This window comes from Paenibacillus sp. FSL R7-269 (assembly GCF_000517865.1).
Classification (GTDB): Bacteria; Bacillota; Bacilli; order Paenibacillales; family Paenibacillaceae; genus Paenibacillus_AQ.
The window spans coordinates 46,826-62,664 of sequence record NZ_ASPS01000147.1 but is presented as its reverse complement, the minus strand read 5'-3'; the positions used below and the strand labels follow the sequence as shown (position 1 = coordinate 62,664).

The 15,839-nt window shown below is 55.9% G+C and carries 16 protein-coding genes; 14 read left to right on the top strand and 2 right to left on the bottom strand.

Annotation, left to right across the window (positions count from 1 at the left end; translation table 11 throughout):
* Positions 1–110: 110 nt before the first annotated feature.
* The 3 genes from C162_RS33245 (at position 111) to C162_RS33235 (ending at position 1,072) form a co-directional block, all read left to right on the top strand.
* Positions 111–362, top strand: a complete 252-nt coding sequence (locus C162_RS33245; protein ID WP_036702253.1) for a hypothetical protein — start codon at positions 111–113, stop codon at positions 360–362.
* 125 nt (positions 363–487) lie between these two features.
* Positions 488–790 carry a HesB/IscA family protein gene (locus C162_RS33240; protein ID WP_036702251.1) on the top strand — a complete coding sequence of 101 codons (303 nt, stop codon included), beginning with the start codon at positions 488–490 and terminating at the stop codon, positions 788–790.
* Between the two features lie 42 nt (positions 791–832).
* Positions 833–1,072 (top strand): DUF1450 domain-containing protein, encoded by a 240-nt coding sequence (locus tag C162_RS33235; RefSeq protein WP_036702250.1) that lies wholly within the window; start codon positions 833–835, stop codon positions 1,070–1,072.
* Between the two features lie 684 nt (positions 1,073–1,756).
* Here the strand turns inward: C162_RS33235 and C162_RS33230 are convergent.
* On the bottom strand, positions 1,757–2,890 hold the full coding sequence (locus C162_RS33230; RefSeq protein ID WP_036702248.1) for a THUMP domain-containing class I SAM-dependent RNA methyltransferase: 1,134 nt from the start codon (positions 2,888–2,890) through the stop codon (positions 1,757–1,759).
* Positions 2,891–3,060: 170 nt separating this feature from the next.
* On the opposite strand from C162_RS33230, the gene C162_RS33225 reads away from it, so the two are divergent.
* Positions 3,061–3,690 carry an O-methyltransferase gene (locus C162_RS33225; RefSeq protein ID WP_036702246.1) on the top strand — a complete coding sequence of 210 codons (630 nt, stop codon included), beginning with the start codon at positions 3,061–3,063 and terminating at the stop codon, positions 3,688–3,690.
* Positions 3,691–3,709: 19 nt separating this feature from the next.
* Here the strand turns inward: C162_RS33225 and C162_RS33220 are convergent, their stop codons facing one another.
* Positions 3,710–4,930, bottom strand: a complete 1,221-nt coding sequence (locus tag C162_RS33220; protein ID WP_036702244.1) for an MFS transporter — start codon at positions 4,928–4,930, stop codon at positions 3,710–3,712.
* Between the two features lie 228 nt (positions 4,931–5,158).
* On the opposite strand from C162_RS33220, the gene hemE reads away from it, so the two are divergent.
* From hemE to C162_RS33170, 10 genes are all read left to right on the top strand, one after another.
* Positions 5,159–6,220, top strand: coding sequence for a uroporphyrinogen decarboxylase (gene hemE / locus C162_RS33215; protein ID WP_036702243.1), 1,062 nt, complete (start codon positions 5,159–5,161; stop codon positions 6,218–6,220).
* Between the two features lie 89 nt (positions 6,221–6,309).
* Positions 6,310–7,254 (top strand): ferrochelatase, encoded by a 945-nt coding sequence (gene hemH / locus C162_RS33210; RefSeq protein ID WP_036702241.1) that lies wholly within the window; start codon positions 6,310–6,312, stop codon positions 7,252–7,254.
* The gene (hemG, locus tag C162_RS33205; RefSeq protein WP_036702240.1) at positions 7,251–8,711 is read left to right on the top strand and encodes a protoporphyrinogen oxidase; all 1,461 of its coding nucleotides are present in this window, start codon (positions 7,251–7,253) and stop codon (positions 8,709–8,711) included. The genes hemH and hemG overlap by 4 nt, the downstream gene beginning before the upstream one ends.
* A gap of 200 nt (positions 8,712–8,911) precedes the next feature.
* On the top strand, positions 8,912–10,315 hold the full coding sequence (locus C162_RS33200) for a CapA family protein (RefSeq protein WP_036702238.1): 1,404 nt from the start codon (positions 8,912–8,914) through the stop codon (positions 10,313–10,315).
* 18 nt (positions 10,316–10,333) lie between these two features.
* Positions 10,334–11,065, top strand: coding sequence for a glycerophosphodiester phosphodiesterase (locus tag C162_RS33195; RefSeq protein ID WP_036702380.1), 732 nt, complete (start codon positions 10,334–10,336; stop codon positions 11,063–11,065).
* Between the two features lie 51 nt (positions 11,066–11,116).
* Positions 11,117–11,740 (top strand): fumarylacetoacetate hydrolase family protein, encoded by a 624-nt coding sequence (locus C162_RS33190; RefSeq protein ID WP_036702237.1) that lies wholly within the window; start codon positions 11,117–11,119, stop codon positions 11,738–11,740.
* A gap of 25 nt (positions 11,741–11,765) precedes the next feature.
* On the top strand, positions 11,766–12,578 hold the full coding sequence (locus C162_RS33185) for a DUF92 domain-containing protein (protein WP_036702378.1): 813 nt from the start codon (positions 11,766–11,768) through the stop codon (positions 12,576–12,578).
* A gap of 76 nt (positions 12,579–12,654) precedes the next feature.
* Positions 12,655–13,266, top strand: a complete 612-nt coding sequence (locus tag C162_RS33180) for a TetR/AcrR family transcriptional regulator (protein ID WP_036702235.1) — start codon at positions 12,655–12,657, stop codon at positions 13,264–13,266.
* A gap of 51 nt (positions 13,267–13,317) precedes the next feature.
* The gene (locus tag C162_RS33175; RefSeq protein ID WP_036702233.1) at positions 13,318–15,267 is read left to right on the top strand and encodes an ABC-F family ATP-binding cassette domain-containing protein; all 1,950 of its coding nucleotides are present in this window, start codon (positions 13,318–13,320) and stop codon (positions 15,265–15,267) included.
* A gap of 56 nt (positions 15,268–15,323) precedes the next feature.
* Positions 15,324–15,818 carry a tetratricopeptide repeat protein gene (locus tag C162_RS33170; RefSeq protein WP_036702231.1) on the top strand — a complete coding sequence of 165 codons (495 nt, stop codon included), beginning with the start codon at positions 15,324–15,326 and terminating at the stop codon, positions 15,816–15,818.
* Positions 15,819–15,839 lie beyond the last annotated feature (21 nt).

The following is a 15,839-nucleotide window of genomic DNA, read 5'->3' as shown; positions in this document are numbered from 1 at the left end:
AAAAGTGAAACGAATCCTGCGCATTCGCGTAAGATAACAGCAAAGGGCACAGCCGCAATCCTTTTACAGGTGATTAGCGGCGGTGCCCTTTTCTAAAGGAGGCATAACTCATGAAATTCAGAAAACTGTTGTCGCTCAAACAATGGTCTCATATATTCCGCAGCTCCTGGCATTATATCGTTTCGCCTAATGTGGCTATGGCTGACAAGCTGCTGTTCACTATTCCGGCACTGCTGTACTGGGTGCTGCCCGATTTCATGCCGTTTGTACCAATTGACGATATTGGCGTAACGATGCTGCTGATGGGCTGGTTCGTCTCGCGGATGGACCGTAAATACGCGGCGCTGCACAGCGGAAGATGACATTTTAGCGACGATTGCACCTTTAACTGTGGATGTCCATCTCCTAATGGTTGCTTTATCCTCCCATATTCCTTAAAATGAATTATTGAGTATTTAAAATATAGAGGCCTGGGAGATGGAATCGAATGAACGTCAAAATTACCCGCAACGCGGCTAAAGTGATAAAGAAGACCATGGAACTTGAAGGCAACAGCGAGCTTAAACTTCGTGTAGCGATTACACATGCCCATGGCGACCATGCCCACTATGGACTGGATCTGGACACGCCCAAGGAGAACGATGTAGTGGTCTCCACCGACAAGGATATCGATGTTATTCTTGATCCGAACCAGCCGCTGCTGGACGGTGTGAAGATTGATTATCTCTACTTGCCGGAAGAAGGCTTTGTGATTACTAATCCGTCTAAAGGAAATCATGGCGATCACTAATTGATCCGCCCGTATTTTACGGACATAAAGAAGGGTTGCTTCATGGCTAACGATATAAGATTATGTGACGAGTGCAATCATATCAAAATGAAAAGCATCGTGCCCAAGCTGCTGAAGATGGCACCGGATGCCGAGATCAAGACAGGCTGCATCTCCTACTGCGGACCGTGCGGGAAACGCCCGTTCGTCTACATTAACGGCCGCTACATCAGCGGACCGACGGAAGACGAGGTGCTGGCCAAAGCGGAAGCCTTCGTCAAACGGCCGGCGGAAAAGAAGTAATTCAGATCTGCTGCGCCTGCAGCATCGTGCAGCCCCCGCGTGATTTGCGGGGGTTGTTTATTTTTTTTTGAAGGCCCCGGACACCCGGAGGATGATTCTGAGAAAGAAGGATGTTAGAGTAGCTGACGATGATTAGAGTAATAGGTGGATTTTGTCCAATTGCTTACCAGCGATGCGCTGTCGTGTCGTGATATGCTCCCGCCAAACTCCGCTCATCAACTTCGCTTACCATCCCATGCGATCATCTACACTTGGGCCTTCGGGTACCTCTACGGCTTCCAGGCACCGGCGTTGTCGAACCTTCCGCTATTCTGCTGCTGTCCGTCACCTGCCCCGGCTTGCTGTATTCCTGCATAATATGCAACAATTGTACTCTTCAAAGAAGCTTTTAGCTGAAATCCTGTCTAAAATGCAACATTCTAAGTTACTGCGGCGTCATTTCGGCAAAAATTCTGCAAAATATGCAACAATCGGTCTCACCGCTACCTCTTTAACTGGGGGATTATGCATTTTGAGCAACAATCCGCAATCCTGCACCCAACCCAAACAAGCCTTAAGTCCGCAGTATAATCGTCTGCGGGACTTAAGGCTTGTTGAGGGTAAGTTAGTTTTATACTTTGCTCCAGCAGGCAGATGCAATCGGAAATCTCAGCCTACGTTGCTATTCCAATACCTCCGCTCGTCCTATTTCCGTGGAGGCAGCGGCCCCAGGTATTGATAGTATTGGCATTCGATCCGGCCGTTGTAGAGCTTGCGGCGCTTGTCCGCCTTGCGGCCGTAGTATTGCTCGAACTCCTTGTACGGGCTGATGGCGAAGAAGGACCAGGTGGGCAGATAGAGCATCATCTCGCCGAACTGGCGGGTCAGCTTCTCCACTTCCTTGTCATTGCTGATCCGCTCACCGTAAGGCGGATTGGTGATGATGCAGCCGTATTCGCCTTCCGGCCGGGCCTTCGCAGCGGCCATATGCTTGAAGGTAATCTCACCGGAGAGTCCGGCGCTCTTCGCCGCCGCTTCGGCGATCTCAATCGCTGCCGGATCGATATCCGTTCCGGTCAGCTGCAGCGGGTAATCGTCACGCACCGCATCGAAGGCTTCTTCGCGGGCTTCTTCCCATAGGCGCCGGGGAATCTCCGGCCAGTGCTCGGACGGGAAGGAGCGGCGCAGGCCTGGCGCGATGTTCCAGGCGATCATCGCGGCTTCGATCAGAATTGTACCTGATCCGCAGCAAGGATCATAGAGCGGACGATGGCCGTTCCAGCGGCTGAGCTGGATCAGAGCCGCAGCCATCGTCTCCTTCAGCGGCGCTTCCGTAGCCTGGCGGCGGTAGCCGCGCTTGTGCAGGGCCGGTCCGGTGGTATCAAGGGTGATCAGCGCGATATCATTCAGCAGGATCACTTCTACCACATACCGGGGTCCGTTTTCCGGGAACCATTCGGTGTGGTACGACAGCTTCAGCTTCTCAACAATGGCTTTCTTAACGATCCCTTGGCAGGCAGGTACGCTGGTCAGCTGAGATTTATGCGAGCGGCCCTCTACCGGGAATTCGCCGTTCTCGGGAATCCAGTCCTCCCAATTTATCGCCTTGACTCCTTCGAACAGCTCATCGAAGGTCCGGGCCGGGAACTGGCCCATCTTAACCAGTACACGGTCCGAGGTACGCAGCCACAGATTGCAGCGGCAGATGTCGATGTAATCCCCGCTGAACAGGACCCGTCCGTTCTCGATCGTGGTCTCATAACCCAGCTCGTTTAATTCGCGTGCTACTACAGCCTCCAGCCCCATGGGGGCGGTGGCGATCAATTGTAATTTGCCCAAGTGCGCTCAACTCCGTTTAACTTGTGGATAAATACGTATAGCCAGTACAATAAGAGTAACTGGTTTGTCATCTGAACCTGTAGAACGTTCAGCTTACAGTATAGGGTAAGGAAGAGTTCTGCACAATGCCTGTCCGCAGGCGCACACACCCATTCAAGAGGAGAATACATATGCAGAATCAGGAAGAGTACAGCGAACAGCTATATACAGAAGATGAATTATTGCTCCAAGTCAAAGCAGCCATCGCGGCGGGCGGCATGCCGGAGGTGTCGATTGCCCCGGGCTACGGCAGATTGCTGACGATGCTGGTGACCCTCTCCCGCTCAGCTAACCTGCTGGAGATCGGAGCGCTTGGCGGTTACAGCGGAATCTGTCTGTGCCGGGGATTGGCGCAGGAAGGCCGTCTGACCTCTCTGGAGCTTAAGGCCGACTATGCAGAGCTGGCACAGAGCCATCTGCAGCAGGCGGGCTTCGGGGACCGGGTGGAATACCGGATCGGCCCTGCACTGGACAGCCTGAAGCTGCTCGAAGCACATGGGCACAGGTACGATTTCTTCTTCATCGATGCCGATAAGGAGAACTATCCGAATTATCTGGAATATGCGATCCGGCTTGCTTCGCCGGGGGCGATTATTGCCGGGGACAATATTTTTCTGCGCGGCCGCACGCTCAATACGGAGAAGAACGGACCGGCCGTCCAGGCCATGCGCCGCTTCAATGAGATGATTGCGGGCGATCCCCGCCTGACCAGCACGCTGCTGCCTGCCTATGACGGCCTGGCGCTGGCGATGGTGAAATAGCTTGTGACACACCAGCCTGTTAACGGAATAGCCGGGGTTCAGTCTTCTTGTACAGCTTGATTCGGACCCAAACCGTATTGATCAGCAGGAAGGCGCCGGAGACAATGAACAGGCCTTCAATTCCGATATAACCGGACAGGAATCCGCCGATCACCGCACCGAGCATATTGCCGAGCGCGAGTGTACTGCTGTTGAAGCCAAACGCCCGGCTCTCCTTGCCGTCAGGCGTATAGGAGCGGATCAGGGCATTGACGCTCGGCAGCAGCCCGCCCATGAAGACGCCCATCAGGAAGCGGACGAGAATCAGCTGCCAGACGCTGGTCACGAACGCTTGCGGAATCAGGAATAGAGCAGCGCCGATCAGCGCAAAGGTCAGTATGCGGTGCGCTCCCACCTTGTCGCTGAGCTTGCCGAGCAGCGGTGAAGCGAGCATATTCGAGATACCGGTGACGGCGCTGACCATACCTGCCCAGAAAGCGATATTCACAGCGGAGCCGTGCAGCTTCTCTACATAGAGCGGCAGCAGCGACATTGGGCTGACCATGGCGAACTGCAGCAGGAAGGTCACGCCGAACAGGGCGGGAAGCTGCGGCACCTTCGCCAGTTCCTTCAAGCCTTCCAGCACGGATACTTGAGGCACCTGTGCTGCTTCTACGCGGTCGAATTTCTCTTTGACCAGGAATAACGCCAGCAGTGAAGCAATGAACAGAAGCGCACCAACCACATAGAAAATCGGGCGGAACCCGATCCAGTCCGCCAGTAAGCCGCCCATCAGCGGCCCGAGAATCGTTCCGGCTACCGCGCCCGACTGCATCAGGCCCATCGCGAAGCCCATCTTCGGTTTCGGTGTGGTGCCTGAGACCAGCGCGACAGAGGCGGGATTGAAGCCGGAGATGGTTCCGTTCAGCAGGCGGAGTAGCAGCAGCTGCATCGGGGACTGGGCGAAGCCCATCAGGACAATAACAATCGCCATGCCGAAGCTGGAGCGCAGGAGCATTATTTTGCGTCCGTATTTGTCGGCGAGCTTGCCCCAGAGCGGCTGAAAGATGAACGAGGTCAGGAAGTTGGCGGCAAAAATAAGCCCGGCCCACATCCCGATCTCCCGGTCACCGGTCACCCCCAAATCTTTGGCGAGATAAAGAGATAAAAACGGGGTAATCATTGTCATTCCGGCATTTACCAGGAATTGGCCAAACCAAAGCACCATGAGGTTGATTTTCCAGGTCTCCCAATTCTTCAAAGTGCTTTCACTTCCTTTCTGAAATTTCTTGCAACAACAATCACGAAAAGACGACATTATATCAGTATATCACATTTTTTCAGCAGGTTAATGCAACACTCGTCATAGTTATGTCATTGGATTGTCATTCCCTGCAGCGCCCGGGAGTTGTTAGCCGCTTACAAAAGGGGCATAATAATGATATGTGTTTAATCACAGTATTCTATCAAATCTAATGGAGATCTTATCATGACCTACAACGACACTTTTATCCGTGCCTGCAGACAGCAGAACACGGAGTACACCCCGGTATGGTACATGCGGCAGGCTGGCCGGTATGATCCCGACTACCGTACAATCAAGGAGAAATATTCGTTGCTTGAGATCTGCAGGCAGCCCGAGCTTGCGGCTGAGGTGACCCTGATGCCTGTGCGCAAGCTGGGCGTGGACGCAGCGATTCTGTATTCTGACATCATGAATCCGGTGGCCTCCCTCGGTGTAGATTTTGACATTGTGAAGAACATCGGGCCGGTTATCGAGAATCCGATCCGCTCTGCAAGCGATGTGGACAGGCTGAAGCCGATTGATGTGGAAGGCGATCTGGGCCATATTCTGGAGACCATCGCTATACTGGACAAGGAGCTGGACGTTCCGCTGATTACCTTTGCCGGAGCGCCGTTCACCATCGCCAGTTATTTGATCGAAGGCAGACCGTCCAAGACTTATCACCGCACCAAGGAGCTGATGTTCAGCCAGCCTCAGGTGTGGGAGAAGCTGATGGAGAAGCTGGGCGATATGGTTATCGCCTATCTGCGCGCCCATGTCGCCAGCGGCGGGAAGGCGTTTCAGCTGTTCGACAGCTGGGTCGGGGCGCTGGCTCCGCGTGATTTCGAGCAGTATGTGCTGCCGACGATCACCCGGATTTTTGCTGAATTATCCGATCTGGAGGTTCCGAAGATTTACTTCCCCGGTGTTAGCTCAGGGGAGCTGCTCCCCAGCTTGACCAAGCTGCAGGCCGATGTGATCGGACTGGACTGGCGGGTAAGCATCACCGAAGGACGACGCAGACTGGGCGGAGGCTATGCGGTTCAAGGCAATCTTGATCCATACCTGCTGACCGCTCCGATGGAGTTGCTCAAAGCCCGGGCCAAGGAACTGATTGATGAAGGCATCACGCAGCAGGGATATATTTTTAACCTGGGACATGGATTGTTCCCTGAAGCTTCACTCGATACGCTCAAGGAATTAACGGATTACGTGCATGAGTATTCAGCAGCAGCAATGAAACAGGCGGCACCGCCGCTGGCATAGCTGAAGAAATAGCATCAAGATGGCAGCAGCCTTTGCTGCTCTCTTTGCTGTATAGGACGTTAATTATTCGTAAAAAGGGGATGGAAACCGTGGCCAACAAAATTGGAGTACTCGTGATGTCGTACGGCACGCCTGAGAGTCTTGAGGATGTAGAGGCTTATTATACGCATATCCGCCGGGGGAACGCTCCTTCTGCTGAGCAGCTCAAAGAATTGACAGACCGCTATAAGGCGATTGTCGGCGGGGTTTTTCCGCTTAGAGAGAATACCGACCGTCAGGTGGAAGCCTTGCAGGCCAAGCTGAACAGCGGGCAGATCCAGTATGTCTGCTACCAGGGGCTGAAGCATGCCAGACCGTTCATCGAGGATGGTGTCGAGGCAATGGTCCGGGACGGAATTACCCAGGCGATAGGCATCGTGCTGGCTCCGCATTACTCTGTGATGAGTGTAGGAACCTATATCAAGCGCGCCAAGGAAAAAGCCGAAGCCTGCGGTATTCAAATGGAGTTCGTTGAGAGCTACCATATGCACCCCGAGCTGATCGATGTACTAAGCCGGAGAGTGACTGCCAAGCTGGACGAGTTCGAAGAAACGGGCGCGTCGCGGGAAGAAGTGCGCGTGCTGTTCAGTGCACATAGTCTTCCTGAACGTATTCTGGCGATGGGCGATCCGTACCGTGACCAGCTGCTGGAGACCTCTAAGGCGATTGCTGCACAGGCAGGGGTTGAATCCTGGCAGTTCACTTGGCAGAGTGCGGGCCGGACAGCGGAGCCTTGGCTGGGACCGGATATTCTTGATACACTGCGTGAGCTGGCCGAGAGTCAGGTAAAATACGTGCTGTCAGCCCCGATCGGCTTCGTGTCCGACCATCTGGAGGTGCTGTACGATCTGGATATTGAAGCGCAGCAGCTTGCCTCCGAGCTGGATATGCGTCTTCTGCGGATTGACTCGCTGAACAGTGATCCGGCTTATATGGCGGTGCTCAGCGATGTGGTGCGTACGAAGGCGAACCAGTTGAAGGTGAATCTGTCATGACAGATTCACCGCGCAAGGTGGTCATCATCGGCGGAGGCCTCAGCGGCCTCAGCGCCGCGTTCTATATCCGCAAGTTCTACCGTGAGGCGGCAGTAGAGCCGCAGATTACCTTAATCGAGAAGGACAAGGTCCTTGGCGGCAAAATCGAAACGTTGCACCGTGACGGCTTCGTGATTGAGAAGGGACCGGATTCCTTCCTGGCCCGCAAGACAGCTATGGTCGATCTGGCCAGGGAGCTGGAGTTGGACCACGAACTGGTAAGCACCAATCCGAACGCCAAGAAGACCTACATCCTGCAGCGGGGCAAGCTTCATCCGATGCCTGCCGGTCTTGTGCTGGGCATTCCGACAGAGCTGAAGCCCTTCCTGAAGAGCGGACTGGTCTCCTTCGGCGGCAAAATGCGGGCGATGATGGATTTCGTACTCCCGCCCCGCCGCAGCGCTGAGGATGAGTCGCTTGGCGATCTGATTGAGCGCCGTCTGGGTACAGAGGTGCTGGAGAATATGACGGAGCCGCTGCTGGCAGGAATCTATGCAGGCGATATGCGCAAGATCAGCCTTCAGGCGACCTTTCCGCAGTTCGGTGAGGTCGAGCGCCAGTACGGCAGCCTGATCCGTGGAATGACGACCGGCAGGAAGCCGGTGGAGACCCATACCGGGACGAAGAAAAGCGCCTTCCTCACCTTCCGTCAAGGGCTGCAAAGTCTCGTGCACACGCTCATCCATGAGCTGCAGGATGTGCGGCAAATTACGGGGACAGGAGCGAAATTCATCCGTGTATTGGGAGGTGCCGGTTCTTCCGGCACTTCCCGTTATGAGGTGGAGCTTGAGAGCGGTGAGCTGCTGGAAGCAGACGACATCTATGTTACGGTGCAGAACTTCGCAGCCGCAGAGCTGCTGCGTCCCCATGTGGATGTGTCGGCGCTGGATGCAGTGAACTATGTATCGGTAGCTAATGTTGTTCTGGCGTTCACCCGGCAAGATATCGTTACCGAATACGACGGATCGGGCTTCCTTGTTCCGCGTAAGGAAGGGCGGAACATTACCGCCTGCACCTGGACCTCTACCAAATGGCTGCATACCAGCCCTGATGATAAGGTCCTGCTGCGTTGTTACGTGGGACGGTCTGGGGATGAACAGAATGTGGAGCTGCCGGATGAAGCGCTGGCGGAGCTGGTCCGCAAGGATTTGAAGGAAATCATGGGGATCACCGCAGCACCGCTGTTCACAGAGATCACCCGGCTGAGGTCGTCCATGCCGCAGTATCCGGTCGGCCATCCCGGCCGGATTGCCGGCCTGCGCAGCGAGCTGGCGCAGAAGCTGCCCGGCGTCTACGCCTTTGGTGCAGGCTATGACGGCATCGGGATGCCGGACTGCATCAAGCAGGCGAAGCTTACGGCTGAGACTGCCGCAGCCAGCCTCCCGAAGCTGCCGGAGCCGGCGGGAGCTACAATCTAAAAAGAAGCGGTGGAGCGGAGCAGTGGCGCTCCACCGTTTTTAGATATGAGGCCCCCGCAAAGTACCTGAGTCATCATCTAAGCTAAATCCCCACTTTTGCTGGGTTATTTAGTAAATGGCTCCGTTCCCGGCTTGGAGCGGCAGCTGATAGATATGCTATAATAGAAACACTTTAAGGGTAAAGGAGATTACTTGCACTCATGTATCCGCCGAGATCAGGCAATAGACAAGGCAAGAGACAACATAGCAGGCGGCGGCGCAGAAGGATATGGGCTTGGGTCAATGTGGCGTTGCTGCTGATGATTACCGCTGCGCTCGCTTATTCATTCATGGACGACAAGGACCCGCAGGGCTCTGCTGCTCCGCCAGCGGCGCTCGTTACCTCGCCTTCGCCGGAAGAAGCAGCAACGGCGGCTGCCCCTACGGAAGCCGTCCCTACAGAGGAACCGCCTGGGACAGTGGCTACAGCTACTGCTGGACTTGCTCCGGAGGAGACACCGGAGGCTTCTCCAGAACCTACGGCTACGGCGGCAACCATTACGGCAGCTCCTACCCCTAGACCAGCGGATCAGGCAACCCCTACGGATGCGCCGAAGGCCACAACGGGAAGCAGCAGCGGGCGGGTCGCAGGCTTGCCGGAGAACACCTCCGGCGGGACGGTGAAGCTGAGCTTTGCCGGAGATATCATCTTCAGCGGAAAAGCAGGCGCGCTGCTGGAGCAGAAGGGCTACGATTATTCCTACAGCGCGCTGGATGGAATGTTCAAGAAGGATGACCTCACGGTAGTCAATCTGGAAACTCCGATTACTGCACGCGGGGTCGGGGCCAAGAACAAGCAGTTTGTATTCAAGGGCCCGCCGAAAGCACTGGATGCGCTCAAGGCCGCCGGTGTGGATGCCGTCAATCTGGCTAACAACCACACGCTGGATCAGGGGGAGGAAGGTCTGCTGGACACCCTGAAGCATCTGGGCGAACGCGGAATCCCTCACGTGGGGGCAGGGCGGAATAGCCAGGAGGCCTATTCGGCACAGTATTTTGAGCGTAATGGAATTAAGATTGCCCTGCTGGGCTTCACACGGGTGATGCCGGTGATTGAATGGAAGGCGGAAGCGGGCAAGCCTGGCCTTGCCTCGGTGTATGACAGTGCGGAAGCGCTCAAGGCGATTACCGCAGCCAAGCAAAAGGCCGATGTCGTCGTTGTCGTCGTCCATTGGGGACGGGAGCGGATGGAGCAGTATGACAAGACCCAGCAGGTGCTCGGGCATAGCTTCATTGATGCCGGAGCGGATCTTGTGATGGGCGGCCATCCGCATGTGCTACAGGGAATTGAACCATATAAAGGCAAATGGATCGCCTACAGCACAGGCAACTTTATTTTCACACGCGGTTCTATCCCGGCTACTTGGGAGACGGCGGTATTCCAGGCGGAATGCAGCAAGCAGGGGCAATGCGCTCTTAAGCTGAAGCCGATGGATGCCGAGCTGGCGCAGCCGGTGCCGATGAATGATGCCGACGGGCAGCTACTGCTGCACAGAATACAGTCTATTTCTTCCGGCCTGATCAAGGTCCGCAATGACGGCACTGTGACCCAAGCGGTGAAATAGCCGGAGGTGCTTATAATGATGAAGAATATGTGTGTAGCCCACCGCGGTTTTTCCGGTAAAGCGCCTGAGAATACACTGGCTGCCGTACGGATGGCGATTGCGTTGCCTTATGTACGCTGGATAGAGATTGATGTGCAGCTGACGAAGGACGGGGTGCCTGTAGTCATCCATGATTATTCCCTGGACCGCACGACCAACGGACACGGCAAGGTGAAGAATATGGAGTATGAACACATGCGGCGGCTGGATGCGGGGGGCTGGAGGGGGCGTGCTTTTCGCGGAGAGCGGGTGCCTTCACTGGAAGAGGTGCTTGCTCTGGCGTCAGGCCGGCTGCGGCTGAATATTGAACTGAAGACGGTGGGGGAGATGTATCCCGGTCTTGCACAGGCGGTCATTGATCTGGTGAATGCCAGAGGAATGCGCGAGGAAGTGGTGCTGACCTCGTTCGATGCCAGTGTATTGCGGCGGATCAAGGAATTGGACGCGAGGTTTCATACGGGGCTTATCTATGACTCCAGATCCGGTGATCCTGGGGGTAAGCTAGATGAGCTGGGCTGTTCCTTCTTATCTATAAGCTTCGACCGGCTTAGCCCGGTTCTGGCCAAATCCCTGATTGAACGCGGGGTGCAGGTGATGGCCTGGACCTTGAACAAGGGCAAGGAAATGCGCCGTCTGTCGGAGATTCATTCCGATATTATGATCTGTACCAACCGTCCGGATATTTGGGGCGAACTCTTTTTGAAGGCTTGATCAGGCAGCTGTAAGCACACCAATTCATAGAGGAAGAGAGCTGAAGGAACAATGAGCAGTGCGATCAATAATGTATACTGTGTAGGACGTAACTATCAATTACATGCGGAGGAGCTGGGCAACAAGGTGCCTGCTGAGCCGCTGATCTTCCTGAAGCCGTCTCATGCTGCTGTGGCCCTGGATAAAGCGATCATCCATCTGCCCAAGGACGCCGGACTGATTCATTATGAGGGTGAGCTGGTGCTGCGAATTGCACGTGATTACGTGCCGGGGATGAGTGTGCAGGAGCTGGTGGATGTGATGGCGCTGGGCCTCGATTTCACGCTCCGTGATGTGCATAATGATCTGCAGCGCAAGGGTCTGCCGTGGACTGCTGCCAAGGGCTTCAAGAACGCGGCTCCGCTGACCCCTTACATGGCATTGCCCGAGGAAGAGGAACTGGAGGCCACTGACTTCACCGTCCGCAAGAACGGAATTGAGGTTCAGCGCGGGAACGTGAAGAACATGATTTTTTCCCTGCAAAAAATCGTTGACTTCATCGCCGCCCGCTACGGTCTGGGCAAAGATGATATTATCTTCACCGGAACCCCCGCCGGGGTAGGTCCGGTAGTGGCGGGCGATTCGTTCGAGCTGTTCTGGGGCGAGCGCCTCATGGGCACCTGCCTGATCGGTTAAGGCGATGTTCTCAGGACTTGAACTACTGCAATGGCTGATCGGGGCCTGCGGTGCGCTGCTGGTTGCCGGGGCCGCCTACTGGAAGCAGTCGCTTAGCTTCTCAGGGATGGTGGCGGCAGTGGTGATGGGGACGATCTATTTCGGTGCAGGGAATCTGTTCTGGTTCGGTATCCTGCTCGTGTTCTTCATCTCCTCCACGCTGCTGTCGAAGCTGCATCATGAGAATAAGGCAGAGCTGGAGGCCACGTATGATAAAACCGGACGCCGCGACGCGGGCCAGGTCTTCGCCAACGGCGGACTCGGAATGCTGGCCGTTCTACTGAACGCGATCTATCCGCTGGAGCTCTGGAGCTTCCTATTCATCGGGGTGATGGCTACCGTGACCTCGGATACATGGGCGACAGAGATCGGCACGCTGGCCCGGAAGCCTCCCCGGTCGGTGCTGACCGGTAAGGTGCTCCAGGCAGGCACCTCCGGCGGCGTATCCCTGCCCGGGACGCTGGCTGCAGCGGCGGGAGGGGCGCTCATCGGCGCAGCCTCCTGGGTGCTGCGGGCGGCCTCCGGCATGACGCCCCATGCCTTCTGGCTGCTGGTGCTGGCCGGACTCCTGGGCGGGCTTGCGGGAGCTTTTGCCGACTCGCTCTTGGGTGCTACTGTGCAACGGATGAACCGCTGCACGGTCTGCGGCCGCGAGGTCGAAGCCTCTAAGCACTGCGGGAAGCCTACGGTATACGCCCGGGGCTGGCGCTGGATGGACAATGATACTGTAAATGCTGTAAGTTCTATAATAGGCGGTGGTGTAGCGCTGCTGGTCAGTTATATAAGTTACATAGGATAAGGACGGACCTGAGGGTTAAGCCTGCCGTTGCGTTATCCGGTAACATGCTGGATTTTATGGGTTGGGAGGTGAACCGTTGAGCAGTGCATCCGTAGACAAACATGCAGCTATTCTGGATGCCGCTTATGAGCTTTTCGGTTCAGGCGGCTTTTATGAGACGAAGATGTCGGAAGTGGCCGAACGTGCTGGCATTGCCAAGGGTACGGTTTATTTATATTTTAAAAGCAAAGAGGAGCTCTTCATGGCGGTTACCCGCCGCGATTGCGATGGCTTCCTTGAGCAGCTTGAGGGCAAGCTGAGGACCCGCTCCACATTGACAGACAAGCTCTCCGTTATTGCGGAGCATCATCTGTTCTATTACTATGAGCGCAAGCAGCATACGAAGCTGTTCTTCCGTGCGCCTAACAATAACCCTGAGCTGGTGGCTTATATGGCACAGTTCATGGAAGCCTATATGCAGGCTGTGGTGAAAGTGCTGCTGGAAGGCGGGGCTACCGAGCCCGAGCTGATGGCGCAGTCGTATATCGGGATTCTGGACCGTCTGAAGATGGACATCCTGTTCGACCCTGAGTTTGCCGAGGCAGATGCGGATAAGCGGGCAAAGTTTGCGGCGAGGCTCTTTATCACCGGGGCACTGGGCAGCTTGGATTCGGCGCTGGGGGACTTCCCTGCTGAAGCTGAATCCTAAGGGAATACAGCCAATTCCGGTTTCAAAATATAAGGCAAGCGAGGACAACTGATGAATATTATGACGGTGGAACACCTCTCCAAGAGCTACGGGGAGAAAACCCTGTTCCGTGATGCCTCCTTTGGCATGGACGACAGGGATAAGATAGGCGTAATTGGCGTCAACGGCACGGGAAAATCAACCTTTCTGAAGATTATCGCCGGGCTCGATACAGCAGATGCAGGGCAGATAAGTATCGGCAATGATGTGCGGGTGCAGTTCCTGGCACAGAATCCGCCATATGAGCCTGGAAATACGGTCTTGCAGCAGGTATTTGCCGGAGAAGACCCGGAGCTTGCGACGATGCGGGAATATATGGAGGTTATGTCTCTTCTGGAGCAGAATCCGGGAGATTCAGGGCTGGAGAGCAGGCTTGTCCGGATTGGGCAGGCCATCGACGCCGCCGGCACTTGGCAGCTGGAGAGTGAGGCTAAGACGGTCCTTACGAAGCTGGGCATTACCCAATTCGATGCCCGGATGGAGAGCCTGTCCGGCGGACAGCGCAAGCGTGTCGCGCTGGCTGCGGCGCTGATTACGCCGTCGGAGCTGCTGATTCTAGATGAGCCTACCAACCATATTGACACGGATTCCGTAGCCTGGCTGGAGCAGTATCTGCAGAAGCGGCGCGGGGCGCTGCTGATGGTAACGCATGACCGTTATTTCCTGGAACGGGTAGCCAGTGTAATGCTGGAGCTGGACGGCGGGAATCTGTACCGGTATGAAGCGAACTATTCGCGGTTCCTGGAGCTGAAGGCAGACCGTGAGGAACGGGAGGCTTCGGCCGAGCAGAAGCGCAAGAATCTGCTGCGCACCGAGCTGGCCTGGATTCGCCGCGGGGCTAAGGCCCGCTCCACGAAGCAGAAGGCGCGGATCGACCGCTTCGAGAAGCTCAAGGAGAGCACGGGAGGCGCATCGGCGTCAGCTATGGATATCTCCGTAGCCTCTACAAGACTTGGCCGCAAAATCATTGAGATTCAGGATCTCACCAAATCGCTGGACGGCCGGACCTTAATTAAGGATCTGAATTATATTGCTGTGCCGCAGGACCGCGTGGGGATTGTCGGCAAGAACGGCAGCGGCAAGTCTACGCTGCTTAACCTGATTGCCGGTAAGCTTACACCAGACAGCGGCGAGGTACAGCTTGGGACGACCGTGAAGCTGGGCTATTTCACCCAGGAGCATCAGGACATGGATCTCAGCCTGCGGGCGATCGAGTATGTGAAGGAAGAAGCCGAGATCATCAAGACCGCAGACGGTAGTGTCATCACCGCCGGGCAAATGCTAGAGCGCTTCCTGTTTCCGCCCGCGATGCAGTGGACGCCAATCTCTAAGCTATCCGGCGGCGAGAAAAGACGGCTCTACCTGCTGCGTGTCCTTATGGGAGCCCCGAACGTGCTGCTGCTCGATGAGCCGACGAATGATCTGGATATCGGCACACTTGCTGTGCTGGAGGATTACCTTGATGAATTCCCTGGTGTAGTCTTCACCGTATCGCATGACCGCTACTTCCTGGACCGTACTGTGGATAAGCTGATTGCCTTTGAGGATGGGGGAATCCGCCTGCATGTCGGCGACTATAGCGAATATGAAGAGTGGCTGGCGAAGAACGTCCCTTCCGGCAGCTGGAACTCCGGCAAGGCAGAAGGCGGCTCCGGCCGCAGCGCCAGCGGGGCTGGTGCCGCTGCTGAGCAGGGCGGGAATGCACAGGCCGGGTCAGCGCCGCGCGAGAAGCTGAAATTCACCTTCAAGGAGCAGCGCGAGTACGAGGGCATCGACGAGGCCATTGAACAGGCGGAGCAGCATCTGACAGACCTCTCGGCACAGATGGAAGCGGCCTTTGCCGACTCCGGCAGACTCCAGGAGCTGGTGGAGAAGCAGCGGCAGGCCGAGGCAGAGCTGGAGCGCCTGATGGAGCGCTGGACGTATCTGAATGAATTGGCGGAGAAGATCGCGGGTAAGTAGGTTAGAGTAGGTAAGAGTAGGTAAGTAGTAACGCTCAGAGAGGAGCCAGTGACCCAATGACTGCGACTCATTCGATAGATGCTGCCGTGCAACTCCGGTCCTCTGGCCGGGCAGAAGAAGCAAGGACCATGCTGCTAGAGCTGCTGTCAGCAGACGGGAGCAATGCCGAGCTGCATTATCAGCTGGCGTGGACGCATGATGTGCTGGGCTTGGAACGCGAGGCGGTATCCTATTACGAGCAGAGTCTTGCCCTGGGGCTTCCAGATGCGGAGCAGAAGGCAGGCGCGATGCTGGGCCTGGGCAGCACGTACCGGACGCTGGGGCAGTATACAGAGTCCCGTACGCTGCTGGAGCAGGGTGCGCTTGAATTCCCGCAGCGTGCGGAATTCAATGCTTTTCTAGCCATGACGCTGCATAATCTCGGTGCACACACCGAAGCCATGGAACTGCTGCTTACCCTGCTTGCGGATACATCCAATGATCCCGGTATCCAGGATTACCGCAAGGCTATTAAGTATTATGCGGACAAGCTGGAGCAGGTATGGCCTTAACCGGAGAATAGGGGAAGGTGA

What these genes read in the sequence shown, in the direction of transcription:
- C162_RS33190 (WP_036702237.1), top strand. Translation starts at nt 11,117, where the DNA reads ATGAGCAGTGCGATCAATAATGTATACTGTGTAGGACGTAACTATCAA.
- C162_RS33225 (WP_036702246.1), top strand. Translation starts at nt 3,061, where the DNA reads ATGCAGAATCAGGAAGAGTACAGCGAACAGCTATATACAGAAGATGAA.
- C162_RS33235 (WP_036702250.1), top strand. Translation starts at nt 833, where the DNA reads ATGGCTAACGATATAAGATTATGTGACGAGTGCAATCATATCAAAATG.
- C162_RS33200 (WP_036702238.1), top strand. Translation starts at nt 8,912, where the DNA reads ATGTATCCGCCGAGATCAGGCAATAGACAAGGCAAGAGACAACATAGC.
- C162_RS33195 (WP_036702380.1), top strand. Translation starts at nt 10,334, where the DNA reads ATGAAGAATATGTGTGTAGCCCACCGCGGTTTTTCCGGTAAAGCGCCT.
- hemG (WP_036702240.1), top strand. Translation starts at nt 7,251, where the DNA reads ATGACAGATTCACCGCGCAAGGTGGTCATCATCGGCGGAGGCCTCAGC.
- C162_RS33175 (WP_036702233.1), top strand. Translation starts at nt 13,318, where the DNA reads ATGAATATTATGACGGTGGAACACCTCTCCAAGAGCTACGGGGAGAAA.
- C162_RS33240 (WP_036702251.1), top strand. Translation starts at nt 488, where the DNA reads ATGAACGTCAAAATTACCCGCAACGCGGCTAAAGTGATAAAGAAGACC.
- C162_RS33170 (WP_036702231.1), top strand. Translation starts at nt 15,324, where the DNA reads ATGACTGCGACTCATTCGATAGATGCTGCCGTGCAACTCCGGTCCTCT.
- hemE (WP_036702243.1), top strand. Translation starts at nt 5,159, where the DNA reads ATGACCTACAACGACACTTTTATCCGTGCCTGCAGACAGCAGAACACG.
- C162_RS33245 (WP_036702253.1), top strand. Translation starts at nt 111, where the DNA reads ATGAAATTCAGAAAACTGTTGTCGCTCAAACAATGGTCTCATATATTC.